Raw genomic sequence first — 18,593 nt, forward strand, 5'->3', positions numbered from 1 at the left:
TACTTCATATTAATTATTGCTATATCATGATTATAAAATGGATATAGCTTTATAATCATCCAGTCATGATCATTTCGGCGATCATAAATAAATCATCGCTAATCATTTAACTTGTTATAAATCATTTACTTAACTAGTTTTCGCTACAATGATAAACATCTTATTCCAAAGGTGCTGACAGCGTGTCTTTTCTATTGGTTTCTTGCTTTTAATAATTGAGATAAATATTTTAGATGCTCCTGGTGAGTTATTTTACGCGTAATGTTACATGTTTTGTGATGTTCTTCACGAGTATTTATTATGGGCTGTGAAAATGATTTTTTACAGGATAGGATTGCCGAACGTTTGATAGTGAACTATTGAATCTCTGGTGGTGGTAAGTATGTTATATGTTCTTAAAATAAATAAAGGGTCTCTGCCAGAGCGTATTTTGTTGGTTTTTATATTTGGAGTTTATTCCCTGTTAGCATTCTATTATGCAGGAAGAAAAAGTAATGAATCTGTGGTTCAGATATAAAAATTGTATCTGACTTATTTAATAAATACGGGGTTATCTATGTCATTAATGAACTATAAAAATATCAACAAGTGGGTTCTGGCGGGCGGTCTGGCATTAAGTACAATGATGACGGCCATGACGGTATCTGCCAATGACGTTAAGACCGCCCGTCTGGGACACTCCTTCACCGACACGCATCCACGCGGTATCGCCATGCAACGTTTTGTCGATACGGTGAAAGAAAAAAGTAACGGCGAGATTAAGATCGATATCTTCAGCTCCGGCACCCTCGGGTCTGAACAGCAGATGCTTCAGGCAATCCAGAGTGACACCCAGCAATTCTATATGGGCGCTTTATCGCCGTTAGCCGGACGGCAGAAAGAGCTGCAAATCTTTGATTTCCCGTTCCTGTTCCAGAGCGATGCGGAAGCCGCTCAAGTCCTGGATGGCCCGGTCGGGCAGAAAATGCTCGAAAGCCTCTACAGCATGCGTATGTACCCCCTGACCTGGAGTGGCGGCGCTTTCCGTGACCTGGCCAATAACAAGCATCCGGTGAACTCACTGGAAGATATGAAAGGCCTGAAAATCCGCGTGATGCCCACCAAAGTGGCTATCGACAGCTTCCAGGCAATGGGCATTAACCCGGTGCCGCTGGCTTACTCGGAAGTGTTTACCGCCCTGGAGACCGGCGTTCTTGACGGACACGAGCACCCGGTGGTGGATATGTACCAGAACAAAGTCTACGAAGTGGAAAATAACCTCACCACCACTAACCACGTCTATACCCCGGTTGCGCTGGTGGTCTCCAAAAAATGGTTCGACTCCCTTAGCCCGGAACAGCAGGCGATAGTCAGAGAAGCCGCAGAAGAGACGCGGACCTTCCAGCGTGAGCAGGAGATAAGCCAGGTGGATAACGCCCTGACGGAACTGGCCAAACACGGCATGAAAATCAGCACCTTATCCCCTGAAGAAATGGAAAAAATCCGCGCCGTGGTACAGCCGGTATTCGACAAGCACACCAAAATCATCGGCGCTGAGTTTGTGGAAAACTTCGTTGCCGAAAGAGACAAGGTTCGCCAGTCCTTAAAGTAAAAGTCTGAGTAATTCTGCCCTGAGACGTCAGCAGATAGCGGCGTCTCAGGGATGGGTGTGACGGAATAATAGTCCCGGAGAGAGTATGCAGTGGCTGATTAATCTTTTCTTTAAAGCACTGGAAGCGGTCATGGTGCTGTGCATGGTCTGCATGATGGTGATGGTATTTGGTAACGTGATTATGCGTTACGGTTTTCATTCCGGTTTTCCGATTTCAGACGAACTCTCCCGGTTTTGCTTTTTCTGGGTGATTTTCCTCGGCGCCATTGTCGCCTCCCGCAACCAGAAGCATCTGAGCGTGGATACCGTCCAGGTCCTGCTGCCGAAAAGCTCAAGAAAAGTCTGCTGGGGTGTCAGCCAGCTGCTGGTCTTTATCTGCTGCGCGCTGATGTTTTATGGCTTCTGGATGCAGCACGATATTTTTGCCGACGACCCCGCGCCCGTCAGTGAGATCCCGCTGCTGATGGTCTACGGCGTGATTTATCTCTCCTCCGCCAGCATGGGCATTATCTGCCTGAACAATATAGTACGCCTGCTAATGGGCCGCGTTGATGAGGCTGAATACTCCATGGCCGTATGCAATAAATAGCCTCTGACGATAGCGTACCGCTATCTGTCTGATTACCCGACTGCTTCCTTATCTTTTAGCAGGAAAAACTATGATTATCGGATTATTTGTCATTACATTGCTGGGGACTCTGGCGCTCGGGGTTCCGGTGGCTTTTGCCCTGTTGCTCAGCGGCGTGGTCCTGATGCTGGCGCAGGGGATGTTTGACCCGCAGATTATCATCCAGACCATTATTCCGGGAGCCGATAACTTTGCGCTGCTGGCGATTCCCTTCTTCCTGCTGGCCGGTGAGTTTATGCTGGCAGGCGGGATCTCAAAACGTATTGTTAACCTCGCCGTTGCCTGGGTCGGGCATATTCCCGGCGGGCTGGGTTATGTGGTGGTCTTTGCCGCGCTGATTATGGCCAGTCTCTCTGGTTCAGCGGTGGCCGATACCGCGGCGCTGGCCGCGATGCTGTTACCGATGATGAAAGCCGGAGGCTATGACCCGGCACGATCTGCCGGACTAATAGGTGCCGGGGGCGTAATTGCCCCGGTACTGCCGCCTTCAATAGGGCTTATCCTGTTCGGGATTATTGGAAACGTCTCTATCACTAAGCTGTTTATGGCCGGGATTGTGCCGGGCCTGCTGATGGCGCTTTCCCTGGTTGTCACCTGGAATATCCTGATGCGTAAGTCCGGCAAAGAGGGCACCTTAAAGGTCTACCCTAAAATGCCGATGCGTGAGCGCCTGAAAGAGACGGCCCGTAGCGGCTGGGCATTGATGCTGCCAGTGATTATTATTGTCGGCCTGCGGATGGGGATATTTACCCCGACCGAGGCGGCGGTGGTGGCATCCGTTTATTCCCTGTTTGTCGGCTGCTTTATCTACCGTGAAATCAAACTCCGCAATTTCTATAAGCTGGTTGCCAATGCTGCCAATATGACGGCGGTGATCATGCTGATGGTGGCGGCGGCCATGCTGTCGGCTTATATGATAACCGTAGCCAATATTCCGGCGGCCTTTGCCCAGATGCTGTTACCGCTGAGCGACAGCCCGACGCTGATGCTGCTGGTGATGATGGGCATTATTATTCTTATCGGCATGTTTATGGATTTTACCCCGACCATTCTGATCCTGACTCCGGTATTACTGCCGGTGGTGATTCAGGCGGGGATTGACCCGGTCTACTTCGGTATTCTCTTTATTATGAATAACGCGATTGGCTTACTCACACCGCCAGCGGGGAATGTGCTCAATGTGGTGCGAGGAGTCGCGCAGCTGCCGATGAATCAGGCCATTATGGGCGTCTGGCCGTTTGTGCTGGCGCAGTTTATCGTGCTGTTCCTGCTGGTGCTGTTCCCGCAACTGGTGATGGTGCCGCTTGGCTGGTTAACTTCTTAGATACCTGTTCAGGTTATATCAGCAGATGTTAGTGTGTACTTACAACCTTTCAGATTAGCCAGATGCCCACAAATAGTGGGCATCTGGCTTTATTTACGCTGGTTTCAGAGGCGTTTAATGGGTTATTAAGTGTGTGCCCACTAACTAAATCCTGGCAAACTTACCAGCCAGGCACAGCGCCACCGTTAAAAATGGTTTCTGCCGCTTTTGCCACTTCAGGTGACTGATAAGATGCGAGGAATTCTTTTACATTCTCGGCGTCTTTATTGTTTTCACGGGCGACCAGGATATTCACATAAGGTGAGTTTTTATCTTCTATAAAAATGCTGTCTTTCACCGGTGACAGGCCCGTTTGTTGGATATAGGTAGTGCTGATAATGGCAACATCCACTTTTGGGTCATCCAGTACGCGAGGTAACTGTGCGCCTTCCAGTTCCATAATTTTGAGATTATGCGGGTTTTCAATGATATCCAGGCTGGTGGGTAACAGACCTTTCCCTTCTTTCAGGGTAATCAGTTTTTCTTTCTGTAATAACAGCAGAGCACGACCAAGATTGGTCGGGTCATTAGGAATAGCTACGGTTGCACCGTCGGTGATTTGACTGGCTTGATTAAACTTTTTCGAGTAGCCAGCCATTGGAAATACGAAGGTATTACCTACTGTGACCAGCTTATAATTATGGGCTTTATTATCCTGCTCAAGGAAAGGACGGTGCTGGAAGACGTTAGCATCAAGCTCTCCCTGGTTTGTGGCATCGTTAGGCAGTAATGAGCCACTGAAACCGACCAGTTCAACTTCAAGGCCATACTTCTCTTTAGCCACTTTTTTGGCAACTTCAGCCACATCTTGTTCAGCGCCATTAATCACGCCGACCTTGATATGTTTACTATCGCTGGCTTGCTGATCACAGCCAGCCAGGATCATGCCCGCTAATACGACCATCGCTATTTTTCTCAGGGGAGTCGCCACCAGTTTCATTTTTTTCCTTAATCCAGAGTCCCAAAGTGTATAAAAATGACTATAGCAGGATGATGTGGAGGGACTATGAACAAAAAGGTTATCATTAATAATAAAAAAGAATATACCCACAATACTTCAATAAACCCTGAAGGTACTCGAAGCATTATGGGTATATATCATTTTTATCAATTTAGTCTGGTACTGGCTTAAGGAACGGGAACTGCCTCACCTTTGTAAGAATCTAAAATAAACTGTTTTGCTTCCGGGCTTTTTAAGGCGGTCATTAGCAGGGCAATACGTGGGTCATCTTTATTATCTTCACGAACTGTCACTATGTTAGCAAACTTGCTGTTTGCTGCCGGTTCGGAGTAAATAACGTCTTTACTTAAGTCCAGGCCCGCATTAATCGCAAAGTGTCCGTCAATAGAGGCCACATCAGGCTCGCCATTTTTATAGATCTGCGGCATTAACGGTGCATCATAGTTGAATAAAAACTGTATATGGCGTGGGTTCTCGACAATATCGTCAACGGTCGCATCATCCGGATCGATACCGCTGCGTAACTTAATCAAGCCTTCATCTTGAAACAGCTTCAGAATATGACCATGCTGAGCAATGTTATTGCTACTCATCATTTTTGCGCCGTCAGGCAAGTCTTGCAGGCTTTTATATTTCTGAGAATAGAAGCGATAAGGATGCATATGCACAGCACCCGCAGAAACGAATTTCCAGTCCGGATGGTCGGCCAGGGTTTTATTTAAATAAGGCACGTGCTGGAAGAAGTTTGCATCCAGCTCTTTGTCAGCGAGCGCCTGGTTAGGAATAATATAATCGTTCAATACGCGGATATCTAAATCTACGCCTTGTTTCTCCAGTTGCGGTTTAACGAATTCCAGAATCTCAGCATGGGGCGTTGAAGATGCACCAATCACAAATTTACTGCTTTTTTTGCTTTCGTCCGGACCACAGGCGGTGAGCGCTAAACTCACCAAAGTCAGAACGCCCAGACGCTTGAATGTTGAAATTAACATATTATTTTTCCTGTTGTTATTGGTATATATTTATTGCCGTGTGACTAACGCTTATCAATCCAGCGAACCAGTTGATCCCCTGTGACTTGAATACATAACACCAGCGCTAAAATAACGAGGGTGGCCGCCCATACCACGTCCATATGGCTGCGCTGAAAACCTTCCATATAAGCTAAATTGCCAAGACCTCCTGCGCCAATAGCACCGGCAACGGCCGTTCCCCCGACTAATGAAATCAGCGTGACGGTTAAACCTGAAATAAGAGCAGGGGAGGATTCCGGGATCAGGACATTAAAAATGAGTCTGTATGTTCCGGCCCCCATGGCACGACTGGCTTCAATCACACCCTTATCAACTTCACGCAAAGCCAGTTCAACTAAGCGGGCATAAAATGCACTGGCAGAAATGACCAGTGCAGGTAAGGCGGCATTGACCCCGAGAATAGTGCCGACTAACCACTTAGTGACCGGGAATAACAGAATAATTAAAATGATAAAGGGTACAGCGCGGAAAATGTTGACTGTGAAAGATAATGCTCTGTAAACATTAAGGTTTTCTTTTTCCCCGTCCTTGGCTGTGAGGAATAAAAAGACGCCAATCAGAATGCCCAGAATGCAAGATAAGGCCCCCGAAGCAAAGGTCATATACAGAGTGTTAACTGTCTCAATACCTAAAGTTTTTAGTTTCAAATAAGGCAGATAATGATTAACCCAGACCTGAATTTCATCCATGTTTAAACAACCTCCACAACAACATTTTTTTCATTGGTAAGATAGTCGATAGCCTCGACAAGCAGCGTCTGATTTTCCGGGAACTGTAAATAGATAAAACCATTTCCCTGACTAAAGGCACCTTTGACTAACCTGATGGGTTGGTTAAACTTCGTTATCAGATCATAGAATAAATAGCCGCTGAGGCTTTCATTATCTAAAATAATGCGCAAAATAGGGCCGAGTGCTAATAGCTCCTGCAAATCATCCAGACTGGCTGAATCAATATTACTTTGTGCCAGAAACTGACGAGTAATGGCATGTTGTGGATGATGAAACACCGAGGTTACCAGGCCCTCTTCAACAATCTTTCCTTTATCAATAACCGCTACTTTATTGCAGATACTTTTTACTACCTGCATTTCATGGGTAATAAGCACTATAGTAATGTTGAGTTCACGATTAATACGTGCCAGTAATTCAAGTATATTCTGGGTTGTTTTAGGATCTAAAGCGGATGTTGCTTCATCACACAGTAAAACATCGGGATTATTTGCCAGAGCACGCGCAATACCCACTCGCTGTTTCTGACCACCGCTTAACATTGACGGGTATTCATCGGCCTTATCGGTTAAGCCCACCAGCTCCATCAACTCGACAACTCGCTGCTGGCGTTCCTTTTTATTGAACCCTGATATCTGCAACGGAAATTCAATATTCTCACGTACGGTTTTCGACCAGAGCAAATTAAAGTGCTGAAAAATCATGCCAATAGATTGACGTATTTTGAGTATAGACTTTTCATCACTGTGAGTAATATTGTGTTCGCCAACAATCACTTCTCCGCTGGTGGTATTCTCCAGCTTATTTAATAGACGGATCAGGCTACTTTTCCCGGCTCCGCTATAGCCAATAATGCCGAAAATATCACCGGCAGAAATATTAAGATTGATATTATCAACGGCAATTGTTTGTTTTTTATTTCGCTGATATATCTTGCTGACATTTTTAAGCGTAATCATAATTCTTCGTTACCTTTAAGAGACAAAACATCACATCTTCACTTGGCTTGATGGACGTCTGGATGTCTAAACTAAAGGCGGTTGGGATAAGTGTCAAACAAAATGTTAAGAATAATTTTCACTTTACGTTATCAAAATAAATATAACCCGGTTTCGAGTGTGCGTTTTTTCATCATATAATAATCAGCGTTATAAATAATAATAAAAGCTTGATAACATCTGGCATTTATAATGTCAAAGTCTGGCTTCTATTTAATTTAACTATCGTTATGAGAATAAATCACATCAGAATGATGGCAAGTTAACGTGACGGTTTTATAAGTTAATTAAATTTATTTAATATTTGTGTTTAGAAATAAAAATACAGTTTGTTATTACTGATTAAATAGAGATGGCCATCATGACACTACTGGCTCCGTTTCTGCTATGAGGATTGATAAGAACAGAAGATAGCGGTGAAACGGAGCCAGATCTTTAATTCACTGCCAGTAATTTTTCTTGCTGACGACAAAATGCCATTCTTGCTTCTGCCAGTAAGATTGCTGCTGCCTGGGCAGATCTAAAACCATTCAACACCACAGTTTTACGCCCTGCTGGTAGCAACTTATAGCTTTGATAGAAGGCTTCAATACGCTGTAACTCAGCTGGGGCCAGATGTTCAATATCGTATATCGGGCTATAAAATGGGTCGACAGCATGGGTCGGCACTGTGATTAATTTATCATCTTGTACTCCACCGTCAGTCATCGCCAGATAGCCAATAATTCTTACGTCAATCAGGCTACCGGGAAATAAGGGCTCGCGTGTTATCACTAATGCATCCAGCGGATCGTTATCTGCAGCCAGGGTATTGATTAGCGATCCGTAATTAGCGGGATAACAGACAGGCATAGATTGAAAATATTTTACTTTGATCTCGCCGGTCTCCGTAATGTCGTAGCGAATAATACTACCTGCCGGGATCTCGATGCGCAAAGTGGCACAATCAGTATCAATTTCTGGTTTCATAGTGGGCTCTCATGAACGGGCTGTTTCAAGATCAAAAATCAGACAATCTTCACCCTGAATGACTAGCGATAGGGGGCTGTCACCTGGCAGTGAACTGGGGTGAATAATGGAAAAAGGTATTTCATTTTCGGCTGCGGTGACATCCAAACGCCAGTGACGTCCTTCAAACAGCGAACTGACCACTCTGGCTGCCAGACCTTGAGCTGCAGTAGCCTCGTGGCGTATGGAACCCGGCGTAAACAATAACCGTATCTTTTGGCCGGGCCGGGCGTATTGTACTTTGCCAACCCGTGCGCGGAAATGTCGCTCACCGATAGCAACCTGAGCATACTGACTATCAATCCGGCTAATAAGACGTGCTTCCAGTTGACTATCAAATCCAGCCAGAGAGGCTATCCATGGAGACTGTGGACTCTTAAATAATGTTGCCGGGCTGGCGATTTGTTCAATCTTTCCAGCGCGCATAACCACAATCCTATCGGCAAAAGCGCAGGCTTCCAGTGGGTCATGAGTGACATAGACCACGGTCTTTTTCAGTCGTGAAAATAACTGGGAAAACTCTTTACGCATCTGCGCGCGTAGCTGTACATCAAGGTTAGACAATGGCTCATCAAACAACAGTAATTGGGGATCGGTAGCCAGCGCGCGCGCAATGGCAACGCGCTGTGCCTGACCACCAGAAAGTTGTGCCGGGCGACGGTTAGCGTACTGACTGATTTGCATCAACGCCAGCATTTCAGCAACACGCGCATCACGCTGCACAGCAGGCCAGCGATTCAGACCATAACCGACGATTTCACGTACCGTCATATGTGGCCAGAGTGCGTAATCCTGAAAGACCATATTGAGTCGTCGTTGCTCAGGGGGGAGCCCACGGGGACCATCAGTCATGAGCTGCCGATCGATAGTAATAGTACCGGATTGCGGTGTATCAAGGCCGGCGATTAAGCGTAATAAACTGGACTTTCCAGAACCGGAGGGGCCGACAATACAGTACACCTGTCCGGCTGCCAGATTCAGGCTCAAGTCCTGAATAATAGTCTGCCCTTGAATCTGCCAGTGTAAGTTCTGGCAACTGAGCATGGGGGGTAAGGCCTGTGTCATGTAAAAACCTTATGGCAAAATTAATCAGCTTGTCGGTTACTTAGTAATGCGCGGAAGTAATAGCGCAGCGCACTATTGCAGAGCAGGATTATCAAGGTAGTCACGCTGCCAGCAATAAATACAGCAGCAGTCGAATAACCATAATTTCCTTCTTCAAAAGCTCTGCTAATGAGTGTTGGCAGTACACGAAAGCGTGGTGGTTGCAAAATGGCGTTGATAGCCAAGTCAAATACGCTGCTACCAAAACTGGTTAGGGTTGCAGAGATCACCGCGGTCAGAATCAAAGGAAAAATAATGGTGCGCAGGCGACGCATTAACCCGGCTCCTTGCAACATCGCAGCCTGTAGCTGACTGGCAGGGATCTGAGCTAACGCTCCGAGTAAAATACGCACGGCTACCGGAATAGCCGCAGCAGAGGTTGCCACGACCAGGATTATCGGACTGCCATAGATATTCACATGCAACTGGGTTGCAAAAGGGGAATTCCAGACGAAAATAAAGCCAATGCCCAGAATCACTCCCGGTATTGCCATCGACAGAGTGCAGACGATTTCAATCACTTTATTAAAACGTGATTGGGTAAAACTGAGCATATAAGCTGCAAAAAATGCTATTACCGAACTGATACCTGCGGCAATGGCAGCAATACTCAATGAATGACCCAGGGCATCAAAGAAGACCGCGTCCTGATACAGAAACTGGCGATAGTGATCAAAACTGAGATTGCTTAAATGCAGCCCGGACCAGATGTTATCCATAAAAGACACCATCAAACTGGTTACCAGTGGAATGGCTAATGAGAAAAGCAAAATAATGCCAATCACCAGGCTACATAACCAAGGATAGCGACTGGTTCGCAGATTTTCCGGACGAGAGCGGCTAGTCAAAAACCGGGCATTATTACGGCGTAATAACCAGAAGTAGAGGCTCAACGCGAGAAATAAAATAAACGCCAGGTAACAGGCCAGAATACCTGCCAGATCAAAGCGGATCGGGCTAAAATTGATCGCCGCATATAAGGTATAAGGCAGAGTCGGAAAACGGTAACTGGTTGCCAGGGCTGAAGGCAGACCAAAGTCACCGAGTGTATCTACGAATACCAGTAAAAATCCGGACAATAGTGCGGGAAGCAATAGCGGTAAGCGTAAAGTAAATAACGTCCGTGTTGCTGAGGAGCCTGCCAGACGTCCCGCATAAATAAGATCTTTCATACTCCATTGGAGTGCCGCGGAAATCGAAAGATAAGCCAGTGGAAAGTTTTTAAAGCTCATTATCAATACCAGTCCCCAGGGACTGAAAATAATATCGGCGGCTGCATTGCTATCAAATAACTGATAAAAAAATCCATTCCGGCTGGCAAATAAAATCCATCCCTGAGAAATAACAAAGGAGGGGAGGATCAAAATAAGCCACACGCAGGGCTCTATCAGCGAATTCCCAGGAAAACGATACTGATGACGGAGCAGTGCCAGGATACAACCAATAACACTCCCTATCAGTGCGCTACCGCTAGCCAGAAAAAGACTATTTTTTAACGATGCGAGCCACAGCGGGCGTTCAAACAGTGACCATAGAGTGGCAGGTTGCTGATTATCAACATTGTTGGGTAAAAAACCCTGCACAATCACCGCTGCCATCGGCAGAATAATCAGCACGGTTACCACCAGAACAATGATGAGTCCGAGGATACTTTCGGTAGTAAAGCGCCGTAAGCGTAGACTCTGCCGCCCTAAGGACGGCAGGGGAGTAGAAGACAAACTCGCCATAATTATCTCAATCTGACTTGGGTAAATGGCTTATCGTGCAGATTGATCTGAGAACCAGGTTTTAATCTGGTTTTCATCTGCAGAAGCACTGGCTACCGGAGTGATGTTGTAGCGGCTATTACTGGCCGGTCCTTTAGCATGCTCTGTGACGTGAACTACGGTAGGTTTAAACAGACCATCGGCTCCACCGTTATCAATCAGGTACTGCTGAGTGGCGGGTTCCAGCATCCAGTTAATAAAGGTTTTGGCATCACTGCCATGAGCCGTTCTGGCCTGGATACCGACTGCCCGCACAGTGGCTGGAGTACCCGCCTCTGGCCAGATAATTTGCATCTCCGGTTGTTTCTGCTTCAGCGTATAGGCATTTTGTGAAGTAAGAAGTGCAGCAGAAAGCTGGCCTGATTGTAAGGCTCTGGCGACCGGTGCATTGGTTCTCAGTACTTGTAGCTGGTTATCAAATAGCGTACTGAAAAACTTTTTAGCCGGCTCAGTTCCCCACTGATGGAACAGACCTGCAACACAGGGATAGGCGGGGGCAGCAATTGCCGGATCGGCCATACCCACTTTACCTTTCAAAGCAGGATCAAGCAGATCCTGATAGCCTTCTAGAGTGACCCCTGCATCCGGGCGCTGAACAATGACACAGGCAGATGAAATACCGACCGGATAAAAAGCCCGATTTTCTGGAAGGAGTTTTTTGGCTTCATCGGTCAGCTGAGTTTCATTCTTGACCCGAACATCTTTCAGGAGTTGCTGATTTTTATCTAAATTAAACAGCGCATAATCACCGTCATAAAGAATAATGTCCCATTGAGGATTTGATTGTTCAGCGGCAATACGGGCCAATAACTCTCCGCCAGACATTTTGACAACATCGAGCTTTATACCGGTATCTTTTTCAAATTTTTGACCAATGACCTTTTCAAAATCATTGGTATAGAGCACGAGATTATCTGCAGCTATTACCTTAAAAGTACTCGTGCTCAACAGCGTGGTGAATAATATACAGGAAAGCTTCTTATTCATTTATCTGGCCTTAAATTAATGGGAAAGTTGTTGTCAAAAAATTATTATTGACTTAATGGATACGGCGAGTATTGCTGAAACAATTAATTGCAACAAGCAACCTGTAGTGGAAAGACTTATGAAAATTTTTCTTATTGATTGTAAGATAAATGTCATATTTATTTGCTAAGGTCGCAAGGAACATTACGCTAAATAAGCGTTATTATTATGCTGGTTAAATTAAAAAATAACTCCCTTGCTAATATTACAGCCTTTATTTATTCGGTTAAGTATCAAAATTTCAGTGAGGCGGGGCGTCAGCTGGGCATGTCAGCATCGGCTATCAGCAAAAGCGTCGCACTGCTCGAAAAAAACCTCAATACACGCTTAATCCGCCGTACCACAAGAGCCTTACAACTGACAGATTCAGGCCATCAGGTATATGAAGGCTATCTGAAAGTGTTGAATCTTCTGGATGATATTGAGTCCAGAGCAACAGAGTCTGCCGAACAACTGAGCGGTAATATCTGTCTTCATTTACCCCGTGTTTATGGCGGGCGTTCTGTTATTCCACAATTAGGGAGTTTCTCTCGCCGTTATCCGGACGTTAATTTTGATATTCGACTCAGTGATAAACAGTGTAATTTAATCAGTGATGGCGTTGATCTGGCCGTACAGATTGGTCAGATTGCTGACAGTAGTATGATTGCTCGAAAAATAGATACTGAACAATATATTACTTGCGCATCTGAAGATTATATTCAGCAGTATGGCGAGCCAGTACATCCGGATGAATTGCATCATCATCAGTGCCTTATTTATCGCTCACAAATCAGTGGTCGTTTAAACAAATGGCGCTATCGAGTTAACCATACTCTGAATGAGTATTTGCCCCCAACGCGATTTTATATCGATGAGGGTATGGGGCTGGTGCGTGCTGCCGACAGCGGAATGGGTATCATCCAGTTACCTTACAATATGGTTGCCCGCTCTCTGGGGGCCGGACGTCTCACTGAGATACTTACCGATTATCGACCTGATAAAACGGATATCTGGTTAATGTATGCTGAAAGTCGCATGTTACAACCCCAGGTAAGAGCATTAATTGATCACTTATTATCCGTAAACGATACGGTGTTGTAATTCTGGTTGAGAAAATAATCTGGATAATTTCAGGCATCCCATTTTCTTTAGCTATTTTTAGTTTTTTAATTAAAAAAACCAGGATATATGATATTGACGAAATGTTTTGTGTTTGTTGTACTATTTTAGTCGTCGCTTACAAAACATGACGATTTATTCATCTAATTATTAACAACGAAAATTAATGCCGAGAGCGATAATGAAAAAAATAACACGCCTGTCAGGGGTGGTAATAAGCTTACTTATGTCTATCGCAGTACATGCAGAACCCACAAAAAAAGAAGCGCCTGAACACAGTATTCCAGTGATAAAACTGATTAATACCGCAGATAATCACTCTGCTTTTATCCGCGGCTCAATCCCGTCTTTAGCGAAGCTTTCCTCTGACAATCTCTATTTTAGTAACACCTTTGAAGAGTGGCAGAAGGGCGTTCATCCTGCACCTAAAAAGCAGTATGTTGTTACTATGAAAGGAAAACTTAAGTTCAAAGTGAGTGACGGCTCTACCTTTATCATCGAGCCTGGTACCGTACTACTTGCCGATGATACCCAAGGTGAAGGCCATAGCTGGGACATCATCGAAGGTAAAGAGTGGGTACGTGTTTATATCCCGGTTGGCGATCACGATCACTTCGTTGCCGACAAATAACGATTATTTGAACCGTCATAATATTGTAACCCGGAACTGTGCTAAAAGTGACCGGGTTATTTTTAATGGCTTACCGATCATAATGATATTTATCCGTAGCCATAATTATCTATAAAAATAGCATTATTACGCTAAAGATAACTGCATGAGTGCCGATATTTAGTTTGATAGCGCTCAATAATAAAACCTACTGCTATCTACTCTCTTTATTACCTCCCTTCATCATCTTGATATTATTTTTTCGTTCCAGAGGGATTCATGAACAAATTGAAAAGTATGCGACTTAGCACAATGCTTGCGGCCGGGTTTGCAGTGGTGATAGCCATTGGTTTTATTGTGGCTTTATTTGCCAGGATGCAGTTAACCACTGTGGCAAACAATATGGATTATGCGGTCAATACTCGGCTGGTCAATCTACAGCTGATCATCAAGATCAAGGACAATATTACTGATAATGCCCAGGATATTCGTGATCTTGCCTTATACACTACTCAGCCGCATAGCGATGATGAATACCGGACGTATATCAAAGAGAAAAATCTGATCCTTGAACAGCGGATCATCGACAATAATGCGTTGTTACAGCAGCTGGATAAAGCGTTAAAACTCAAGCTATCACGTGAATTTATGGATCGTCTGAATGAGGTGCGTCCGCCTTATTCTGAGTCCGTACGTAAAGCGATGAAAGCCAGTACTACCGGTGACTATTATGAAACCCGCAGAATTGTCGCAGATGAAGTTATCGGGCCGCAGCAGCAGGTGCTTGATGCTCTGACGACTATGAGTAACTCCCATGCTGGAATTACGGTTGATCTCTCCCGTCACTATATCAGTGATACTGAAAAGGCCGGGAATTTGTTGCTGCTGATGACGATTATCAGTGCTTTGATTGGGTTATTGATTGCCTGGAGTATTGGTCGGGCAGTGAAAAAACAGCTGGGTGGTGAGCCCGTCTATGCCGTGCAGGTGGCTAAACAGGTGGCTGAAGGCGATCTTGAGAAAGTCGTCACTTTACAGAAGGGTGATAACAGTAGCTTACTGGCGACGATGGACGGTATGCGTGAACGCCTGCAGCAGATGGTGCGTCAGGTTAGGGATAGCAGTGATTCTATTTCAATTGGGTCCCGTGAAATTGCAGCCGGAAGCGCAGACCTAAGCCAGCGTACTGAAGAACAAGCCGCGAGTTTGCAAGAGACCGCAGCCTCCATGGAACAAATGAGTCAGACTATTCGTCAGAATACCGATACCGTGCGCTCAGCTAATCGCCTGGCTCAGGCAACCAGTGAAAAAGCGACACAAAGTGGTAAAGCCGTGCATGAGTTAGTACTCACTATGCAGGATATTAACAGCAGCTCACAGAAAATTGGCGATATCATCAGTGTGATTGACGGTATTGCGTTCCAGACCAATATTCTGGCATTGAACGCAGCCGTAGAATCGGCTCGTGCCGGTGAAGCGGGCCGTGGTTTTGCTGTGGTTGCCGGTGAAGTTCGTTCCCTGGCACAACGTTCGGCCTCTGCTGCGAATGAAATTAAAGGCTTGATCGGTGAGAGCCTGCGCACCGTGAGTCAGGGTTCTGAGAAAGTCAGCTCGGTGGGTGAGACAATTAATGACCTGGTTGAACAGGCGCATAAAGTCTCTAGCCTGATTTCTGAAATTGGTGTGACGACCGAAGAACAGGGGCAGGGAATCAGCCAGATTAATGATGCCATTGTACAGCTGGATGCCGTTACTCAGCAGAACGCTGCATTGGTTGAAGAGTCCGCCAGCGCGGCTGAAAGCCTGAGTGACCAGGCGGCTAAACTGGTCTCGCTGATGAGTGTTTTCCGTATCGGCTTGTCACACACGACCGCTTCAGTGACTCCCCCTCAGACCCGGAAATTCGTTATAGCCAGCAAAAAAGAATCAGTGAAAACTGACGCTGGTGACTGGGAAAGTTTCTAATCGCGATTGCCCTGACACACTGAATTGATACATCAGGTTAAGGGTCGGGATAAAATCCCGACCCTTAAATCACAGAGGATATTCTGAGAAAGACTTGCATCCTTACATCTCACATATGAAAATGATAACCATTCACATTTAAAGTGTAAGCCTGCCATGATGAGAAATAGCGCCACCCGTTCCTGGATTATTTTTCTGTGTAGTTTTTTGTTGATTGGTCATGCATTTGCAGTAGAAGAGGAGGGCTGGCCGCGTGAGTTTAAAGACAGCCGCGGAACGCATATCCTGACTCAACCCCCGCAGCGTATAGTCTCAACCAGTATTACGCTTACCGGTTCATTACTGGCTATTGATGCCCCAATCATCGCCAGTGGTACCACCACAGCCAATAACCAGACCTCTGATGCCCAGGGTTTCTTTCGTCAGTGGGGTGAGATAGCCCGTGAACGTGGGGTCGCTAAACTGGGTCGTGGTGAGATAAGCGTTGAGAATATCGCGATGCTGAAACCAGACCTCATTCTGGTGAGTGCTTCCGGGGGTGACTCTGCACTGGCTTTTTATGAACAGTTGTCGGGTCTGGCACCGGTGATTGTGGTCAGTTATGACGATAAAAGCTGGCAACAAATGCTCAGATTGCTCAGTAGAATAACCGGTCACGAGGAGCAAGCTGAACAGCGCATTAGTGATTTCGACACCGCTTTTACACAAATGAAACAGCAACTCACTCTTGCCTGGCAACCTGTCAATGCTATGGTCTGGGATATTATGACGCAGTCGGCGAGTGTCTGGACGGCGGAATCAGCCCAGGGTAAGTTTCTGATTGATGCAGGTATTGAGCTGGCTCCCTTGCCGGAGAATGTACTGCCACGTGCAACGCCGGGTAAACGACATGATATCGTACTGCTGGAGGGCGAGAATTTGGTTACCGGCCTCAATGGCCAGTCTCTGCTGCTGTTTGCTGCCGATGAGAACGATAAAAAATCACTGCTTACCAGTCCGCTGCTGGGCCATCTGCCTGCTATCCAGGCAAAACATGTCTATGTGATGGGGCCAGAAACCTTCCGGCTGGACTACTATAGTGCGATGGGGCTGATTAAACGTCTCAATGAACTGTTTGGTTCATCACAACAGCCTGCTATGGAAGCTAAGACTCCAGCAACGACATCAACACCCTGATACTTCTGCCCGGATCTGATCTATCCGGGCACTGTTGCTTTTAGCGTTCAGTCAATAACCAGCGCACACCATCCACTAACCCACCGCGCCAGCACAGGACATCATGCCCGCCCTGATAGCTGCGATAATTGACCTGATGTCCGACAGCCAGCAGCTCCTGATTCATTTGCTGGTTTACAAAATGGATATCTTCTTCAAACAGGCCTGCTTCCTGGAAAATGCGCAGCGGAGCGGCTTCAGAACACAATGCCACTTGCTGAGTCAGGAAACCGGGCTCATGCTCTTCTCGTTGCTCATAATGGGTCATAAATTTCATATTAGGCCACCAGAAAGAGCCGGACTGTGTCAGTACGCAACCGAAGCGTTGCGGCCAGTGAAGCCCGGCATACAAAGAGGCGAGCCCGCCATAGCTTTGCCCTGCGACGATAGTCCTGACAGGGGAGTCAGTAAACAGAGTGTGACTTTGCGCCAGCGGCAGCAGTTCTTCCTGAACGGCCAGCCAGAAGTCGGCATTACAAGGAAGTTCTCGGGAGCGTGTTTCATCGTCGATGGCATCTATCATCAGCCAGACTGCGGCAGGGAGTTCGCCCCGACGAGATTGTTCTTCCAGCATCGGCAGCAGAGACATATTTTTTACCCAGTTTTGCCCGTCCAGTAGAATCACGAGCGGCAATATTTGCCCTTCGCTACCCGCAGGCTGCCAGAGCCAGGTTCGCCGACGATTACCGAGGCGCGGGCTTTGCCACTCCAGAAGGTAATCATTATCGTCAATTGATCGACAGGTTCCGCTATCAACCTGATGCCAGGCCTGCTGGCTGAGGGCTGCCGGTAAATGAATTGCGGATAAGCGCATACCTCGCGAATTACCATGTGGCCTGTTTGGGTTCAGAGGATCGGCAATGGTTGCCGGAAACAATGAACACCACCATTCACGCTGTTGCCTGCGTTGTTGTTCGGGAGCTGCCTCAGAAGGCGTAGGGAGCTGGGATTTATTGACCGGGATCAGACTGTAACTGCCGCGCCAGTCATCACTGATATCGACCGTTGCCGTCCAGATATTGGTTCCCGGCAGCCGCTCGAGGCTGGCTGGAGAAAAACTGTGATGGTCTGTGACACCATTAATATCCAGATAGACGCGCTCAATGGGAGAGGTCAGCTCGTTTCCCTGCTCATCACGCCACAAAAAAGTCAGTTTTAGTCGCCCGTCATCAGGCAGTTTCTCCGCCACTGGTGTACCTGTGACAGCCACCTTTTGCCACCAGCTCTCACTTCCTGCTGCGCTTTCTGCGAGCCATGCACTGACCGTTCCATCCGGCTGTAACACCATCCTCTTCCCCTTTCTGCGTAAGTCGCACTGATATTTGACGCTGCCAAAGTATCAATAATTCCGCAATAGTGTAAACGCAAATGAGATTGATAGTAATTTACATTTACATTACGATACTTTACTTTTCGGCAAGGGTGATTTTGATGCAGGCCAGAACGGAGCGGTTTTTCCGCTATATCCGGCAAAAAAGAAGCCCAAAAAATT

Annotated in this window: 16 protein-coding genes; 7 read left to right on the plus strand and 9 right to left on the minus strand. The window is 46.4% G+C overall.

What is annotated here, in order from left to right; translation table 11 throughout:
- Window positions 1–556: 556 nt before the first annotated feature.
- The 3 genes from M2387_RS24490 to M2387_RS24500 all read left to right on the plus strand — a co-directional run bounded on the left by M2387_RS24490 (window position 557) and on the right by M2387_RS24500 (window position 3,543).
- Entirely contained in the window at window positions 557–1,591 is a 1,035-nt protein-coding gene (locus M2387_RS24490; RefSeq protein WP_259053240.1) for a DctP family TRAP transporter solute-binding subunit, read from the plus strand.
- A gap of 85 nt (window positions 1,592–1,676) precedes the next feature.
- Window positions 1,677–2,180, plus strand: a complete 504-nt coding sequence (locus M2387_RS24495) for a TRAP transporter small permease (RefSeq protein ID WP_259053242.1) — start codon at window positions 1,677–1,679, stop codon at window positions 2,178–2,180.
- 70 nt (window positions 2,181–2,250) lie between these two features.
- Window positions 2,251–3,543, plus strand: coding sequence for a TRAP transporter large permease (locus M2387_RS24500; RefSeq protein WP_259053244.1), 1,293 nt, complete (start codon window positions 2,251–2,253; stop codon window positions 3,541–3,543).
- Window positions 3,544–3,703: 160 nt separating this feature from the next.
- Here the strand turns inward: M2387_RS24500 and nlpA are convergent, their stop codons facing one another.
- From nlpA to M2387_RS24540, 8 genes are all read right to left on the minus strand, one after another.
- Window positions 3,704–4,522 (minus strand): lipoprotein NlpA, encoded by an 819-nt coding sequence (gene nlpA, locus M2387_RS24505; RefSeq protein ID WP_259053246.1) that lies wholly within the window; start codon window positions 4,520–4,522, stop codon window positions 3,704–3,706.
- A 188-nt stretch (window positions 4,523–4,710) separates the two neighbouring features.
- Window positions 4,711–5,535, minus strand: a complete 825-nt coding sequence (locus tag M2387_RS24510; protein ID WP_259053248.1) for a MetQ/NlpA family ABC transporter substrate-binding protein — start codon at window positions 5,533–5,535, stop codon at window positions 4,711–4,713.
- Window positions 5,536–5,579: 44 nt separating this feature from the next.
- Window positions 5,580–6,266 (minus strand): methionine ABC transporter permease, encoded by a 687-nt coding sequence (locus M2387_RS24515; protein ID WP_259053250.1) that lies wholly within the window; start codon window positions 6,264–6,266, stop codon window positions 5,580–5,582.
- A 2-nt stretch (window positions 6,267–6,268) separates the two neighbouring features.
- Window positions 6,269–7,267 (minus strand): methionine ABC transporter ATP-binding protein, encoded by a 999-nt coding sequence (locus M2387_RS24520; RefSeq protein WP_259053252.1) that lies wholly within the window; start codon window positions 7,265–7,267, stop codon window positions 6,269–6,271.
- A gap of 474 nt (window positions 7,268–7,741) precedes the next feature.
- Window positions 7,742–8,275, minus strand: coding sequence for an inorganic diphosphatase (locus M2387_RS24525; protein WP_259053255.1), 534 nt, complete (start codon window positions 8,273–8,275; stop codon window positions 7,742–7,744).
- 9 nt (window positions 8,276–8,284) lie between these two features.
- Complete coding sequence (locus M2387_RS24530) at window positions 8,285–9,379, minus strand: ABC transporter ATP-binding protein (protein ID WP_259053257.1); 1,095 nt, start codon at window positions 9,377–9,379, stop codon at window positions 8,285–8,287.
- Window positions 9,380–9,399: 20 nt separating this feature from the next.
- Window positions 9,400–11,145, minus strand: a complete 1,746-nt coding sequence (locus tag M2387_RS24535; protein ID WP_259053258.1) for an ABC transporter permease — start codon at window positions 11,143–11,145, stop codon at window positions 9,400–9,402.
- A 30-nt stretch (window positions 11,146–11,175) separates the two neighbouring features.
- Entirely contained in the window at window positions 11,176–12,171 is a 996-nt protein-coding gene (locus M2387_RS24540; RefSeq protein ID WP_259053261.1) for an extracellular solute-binding protein, read from the minus strand.
- Window positions 12,172–12,378: 207 nt separating this feature from the next.
- Here M2387_RS24540 and M2387_RS24545 point away from each other — a divergent pair, with 207 nt between their 5' ends.
- The 4 genes from M2387_RS24545 to fepB all read left to right on the plus strand — a co-directional run bounded on the left by M2387_RS24545 (window position 12,379) and on the right by fepB (window position 17,062).
- Window positions 12,379–13,293, plus strand: a complete 915-nt coding sequence (locus M2387_RS24545) for a LysR family transcriptional regulator (RefSeq protein ID WP_259053263.1) — start codon at window positions 12,379–12,381, stop codon at window positions 13,291–13,293.
- A gap of 199 nt (window positions 13,294–13,492) precedes the next feature.
- Entirely contained in the window at window positions 13,493–13,942 is a 450-nt protein-coding gene (locus tag M2387_RS24550; RefSeq protein WP_259053265.1) for a cupin domain-containing protein, read from the plus strand.
- 258 nt (window positions 13,943–14,200) lie between these two features.
- Window positions 14,201–15,886, plus strand: a complete 1,686-nt coding sequence (locus tag M2387_RS24555; protein ID WP_259053267.1) for a methyl-accepting chemotaxis protein — start codon at window positions 14,201–14,203, stop codon at window positions 15,884–15,886.
- Between the two features lie 156 nt (window positions 15,887–16,042).
- Window positions 16,043–17,062, plus strand: a complete 1,020-nt coding sequence (gene fepB / locus M2387_RS24560) for a Fe2+-enterobactin ABC transporter substrate-binding protein (RefSeq protein ID WP_409040414.1) — start codon at window positions 16,043–16,045, stop codon at window positions 17,060–17,062.
- A gap of 40 nt (window positions 17,063–17,102) precedes the next feature.
- Here fepB and fes read toward each other — a convergent pair whose 3' ends face one another.
- Complete coding sequence (gene fes, locus M2387_RS24565) at window positions 17,103–18,389, minus strand: enterochelin esterase (RefSeq protein ID WP_259053269.1); 1,287 nt, start codon at window positions 18,387–18,389, stop codon at window positions 17,103–17,105.
- Window positions 18,390–18,593 lie beyond the last annotated feature (204 nt).

Origin of the sequence: Klebsiella sp. BIGb0407 (assembly GCF_024807845.1) — a bacterium.
Lineage (GTDB): Bacteria > Pseudomonadota > Gammaproteobacteria > Enterobacterales > Enterobacteriaceae > JGM124.

Bases quoted from the DNA above. Each gene is read 5' to 3' on its own strand.
- M2387_RS24545 (WP_259053263.1), top strand. From the start codon at position 12,379: ATGCTGGTTAAATTAAAAAATAACTCCCTTGCTAATATTACAGCCTTT.
- M2387_RS24490 (WP_259053240.1), top strand. From the start codon at position 557: ATGTCATTAATGAACTATAAAAATATCAACAAGTGGGTTCTGGCGGGC.
- M2387_RS24520 (WP_259053252.1), bottom strand. From the start codon at position 7,267: ATGATTACGCTTAAAAATGTCAGCAAGATATATCAGCGAAATAAAAAA.
- M2387_RS24495 (WP_259053242.1), top strand. From the start codon at position 1,677: ATGCAGTGGCTGATTAATCTTTTCTTTAAAGCACTGGAAGCGGTCATG.
- M2387_RS24515 (WP_259053250.1), bottom strand. From the start codon at position 6,266: ATGGATGAAATTCAGGTCTGGGTTAATCATTATCTGCCTTATTTGAAA.
- fepB (WP_409040414.1), top strand. From the start codon at position 16,043: ATGATGAGAAATAGCGCCACCCGTTCCTGGATTATTTTTCTGTGTAGT.
- M2387_RS24540 (WP_259053261.1), bottom strand. From the start codon at position 12,171: ATGAATAAGAAGCTTTCCTGTATATTATTCACCACGCTGTTGAGCACG.
- M2387_RS24525 (WP_259053255.1), bottom strand. From the start codon at position 8,275: ATGAAACCAGAAATTGATACTGATTGTGCCACTTTGCGCATCGAGATC.
- fes (WP_259053269.1), bottom strand. From the start codon at position 18,389: ATGGTGTTACAGCCGGATGGAACGGTCAGTGCATGGCTCGCAGAAAGC.
- nlpA (WP_259053246.1), bottom strand. From the start codon at position 4,522: ATGAAACTGGTGGCGACTCCCCTGAGAAAAATAGCGATGGTCGTATTA.
- M2387_RS24555 (WP_259053267.1), top strand. From the start codon at position 14,201: ATGAACAAATTGAAAAGTATGCGACTTAGCACAATGCTTGCGGCCGGG.
- M2387_RS24510 (WP_259053248.1), bottom strand. From the start codon at position 5,535: ATGTTAATTTCAACATTCAAGCGTCTGGGCGTTCTGACTTTGGTGAGT.
- M2387_RS24530 (WP_259053257.1), bottom strand. From the start codon at position 9,379: ATGACACAGGCCTTACCCCCCATGCTCAGTTGCCAGAACTTACACTGG.
- M2387_RS24535 (WP_259053258.1), bottom strand. From the start codon at position 11,145: ATGGCGAGTTTGTCTTCTACTCCCCTGCCGTCCTTAGGGCGGCAGAGT.
- M2387_RS24500 (WP_259053244.1), top strand. From the start codon at position 2,251: ATGATTATCGGATTATTTGTCATTACATTGCTGGGGACTCTGGCGCTC.
- M2387_RS24550 (WP_259053265.1), top strand. From the start codon at position 13,493: ATGAAAAAAATAACACGCCTGTCAGGGGTGGTAATAAGCTTACTTATG.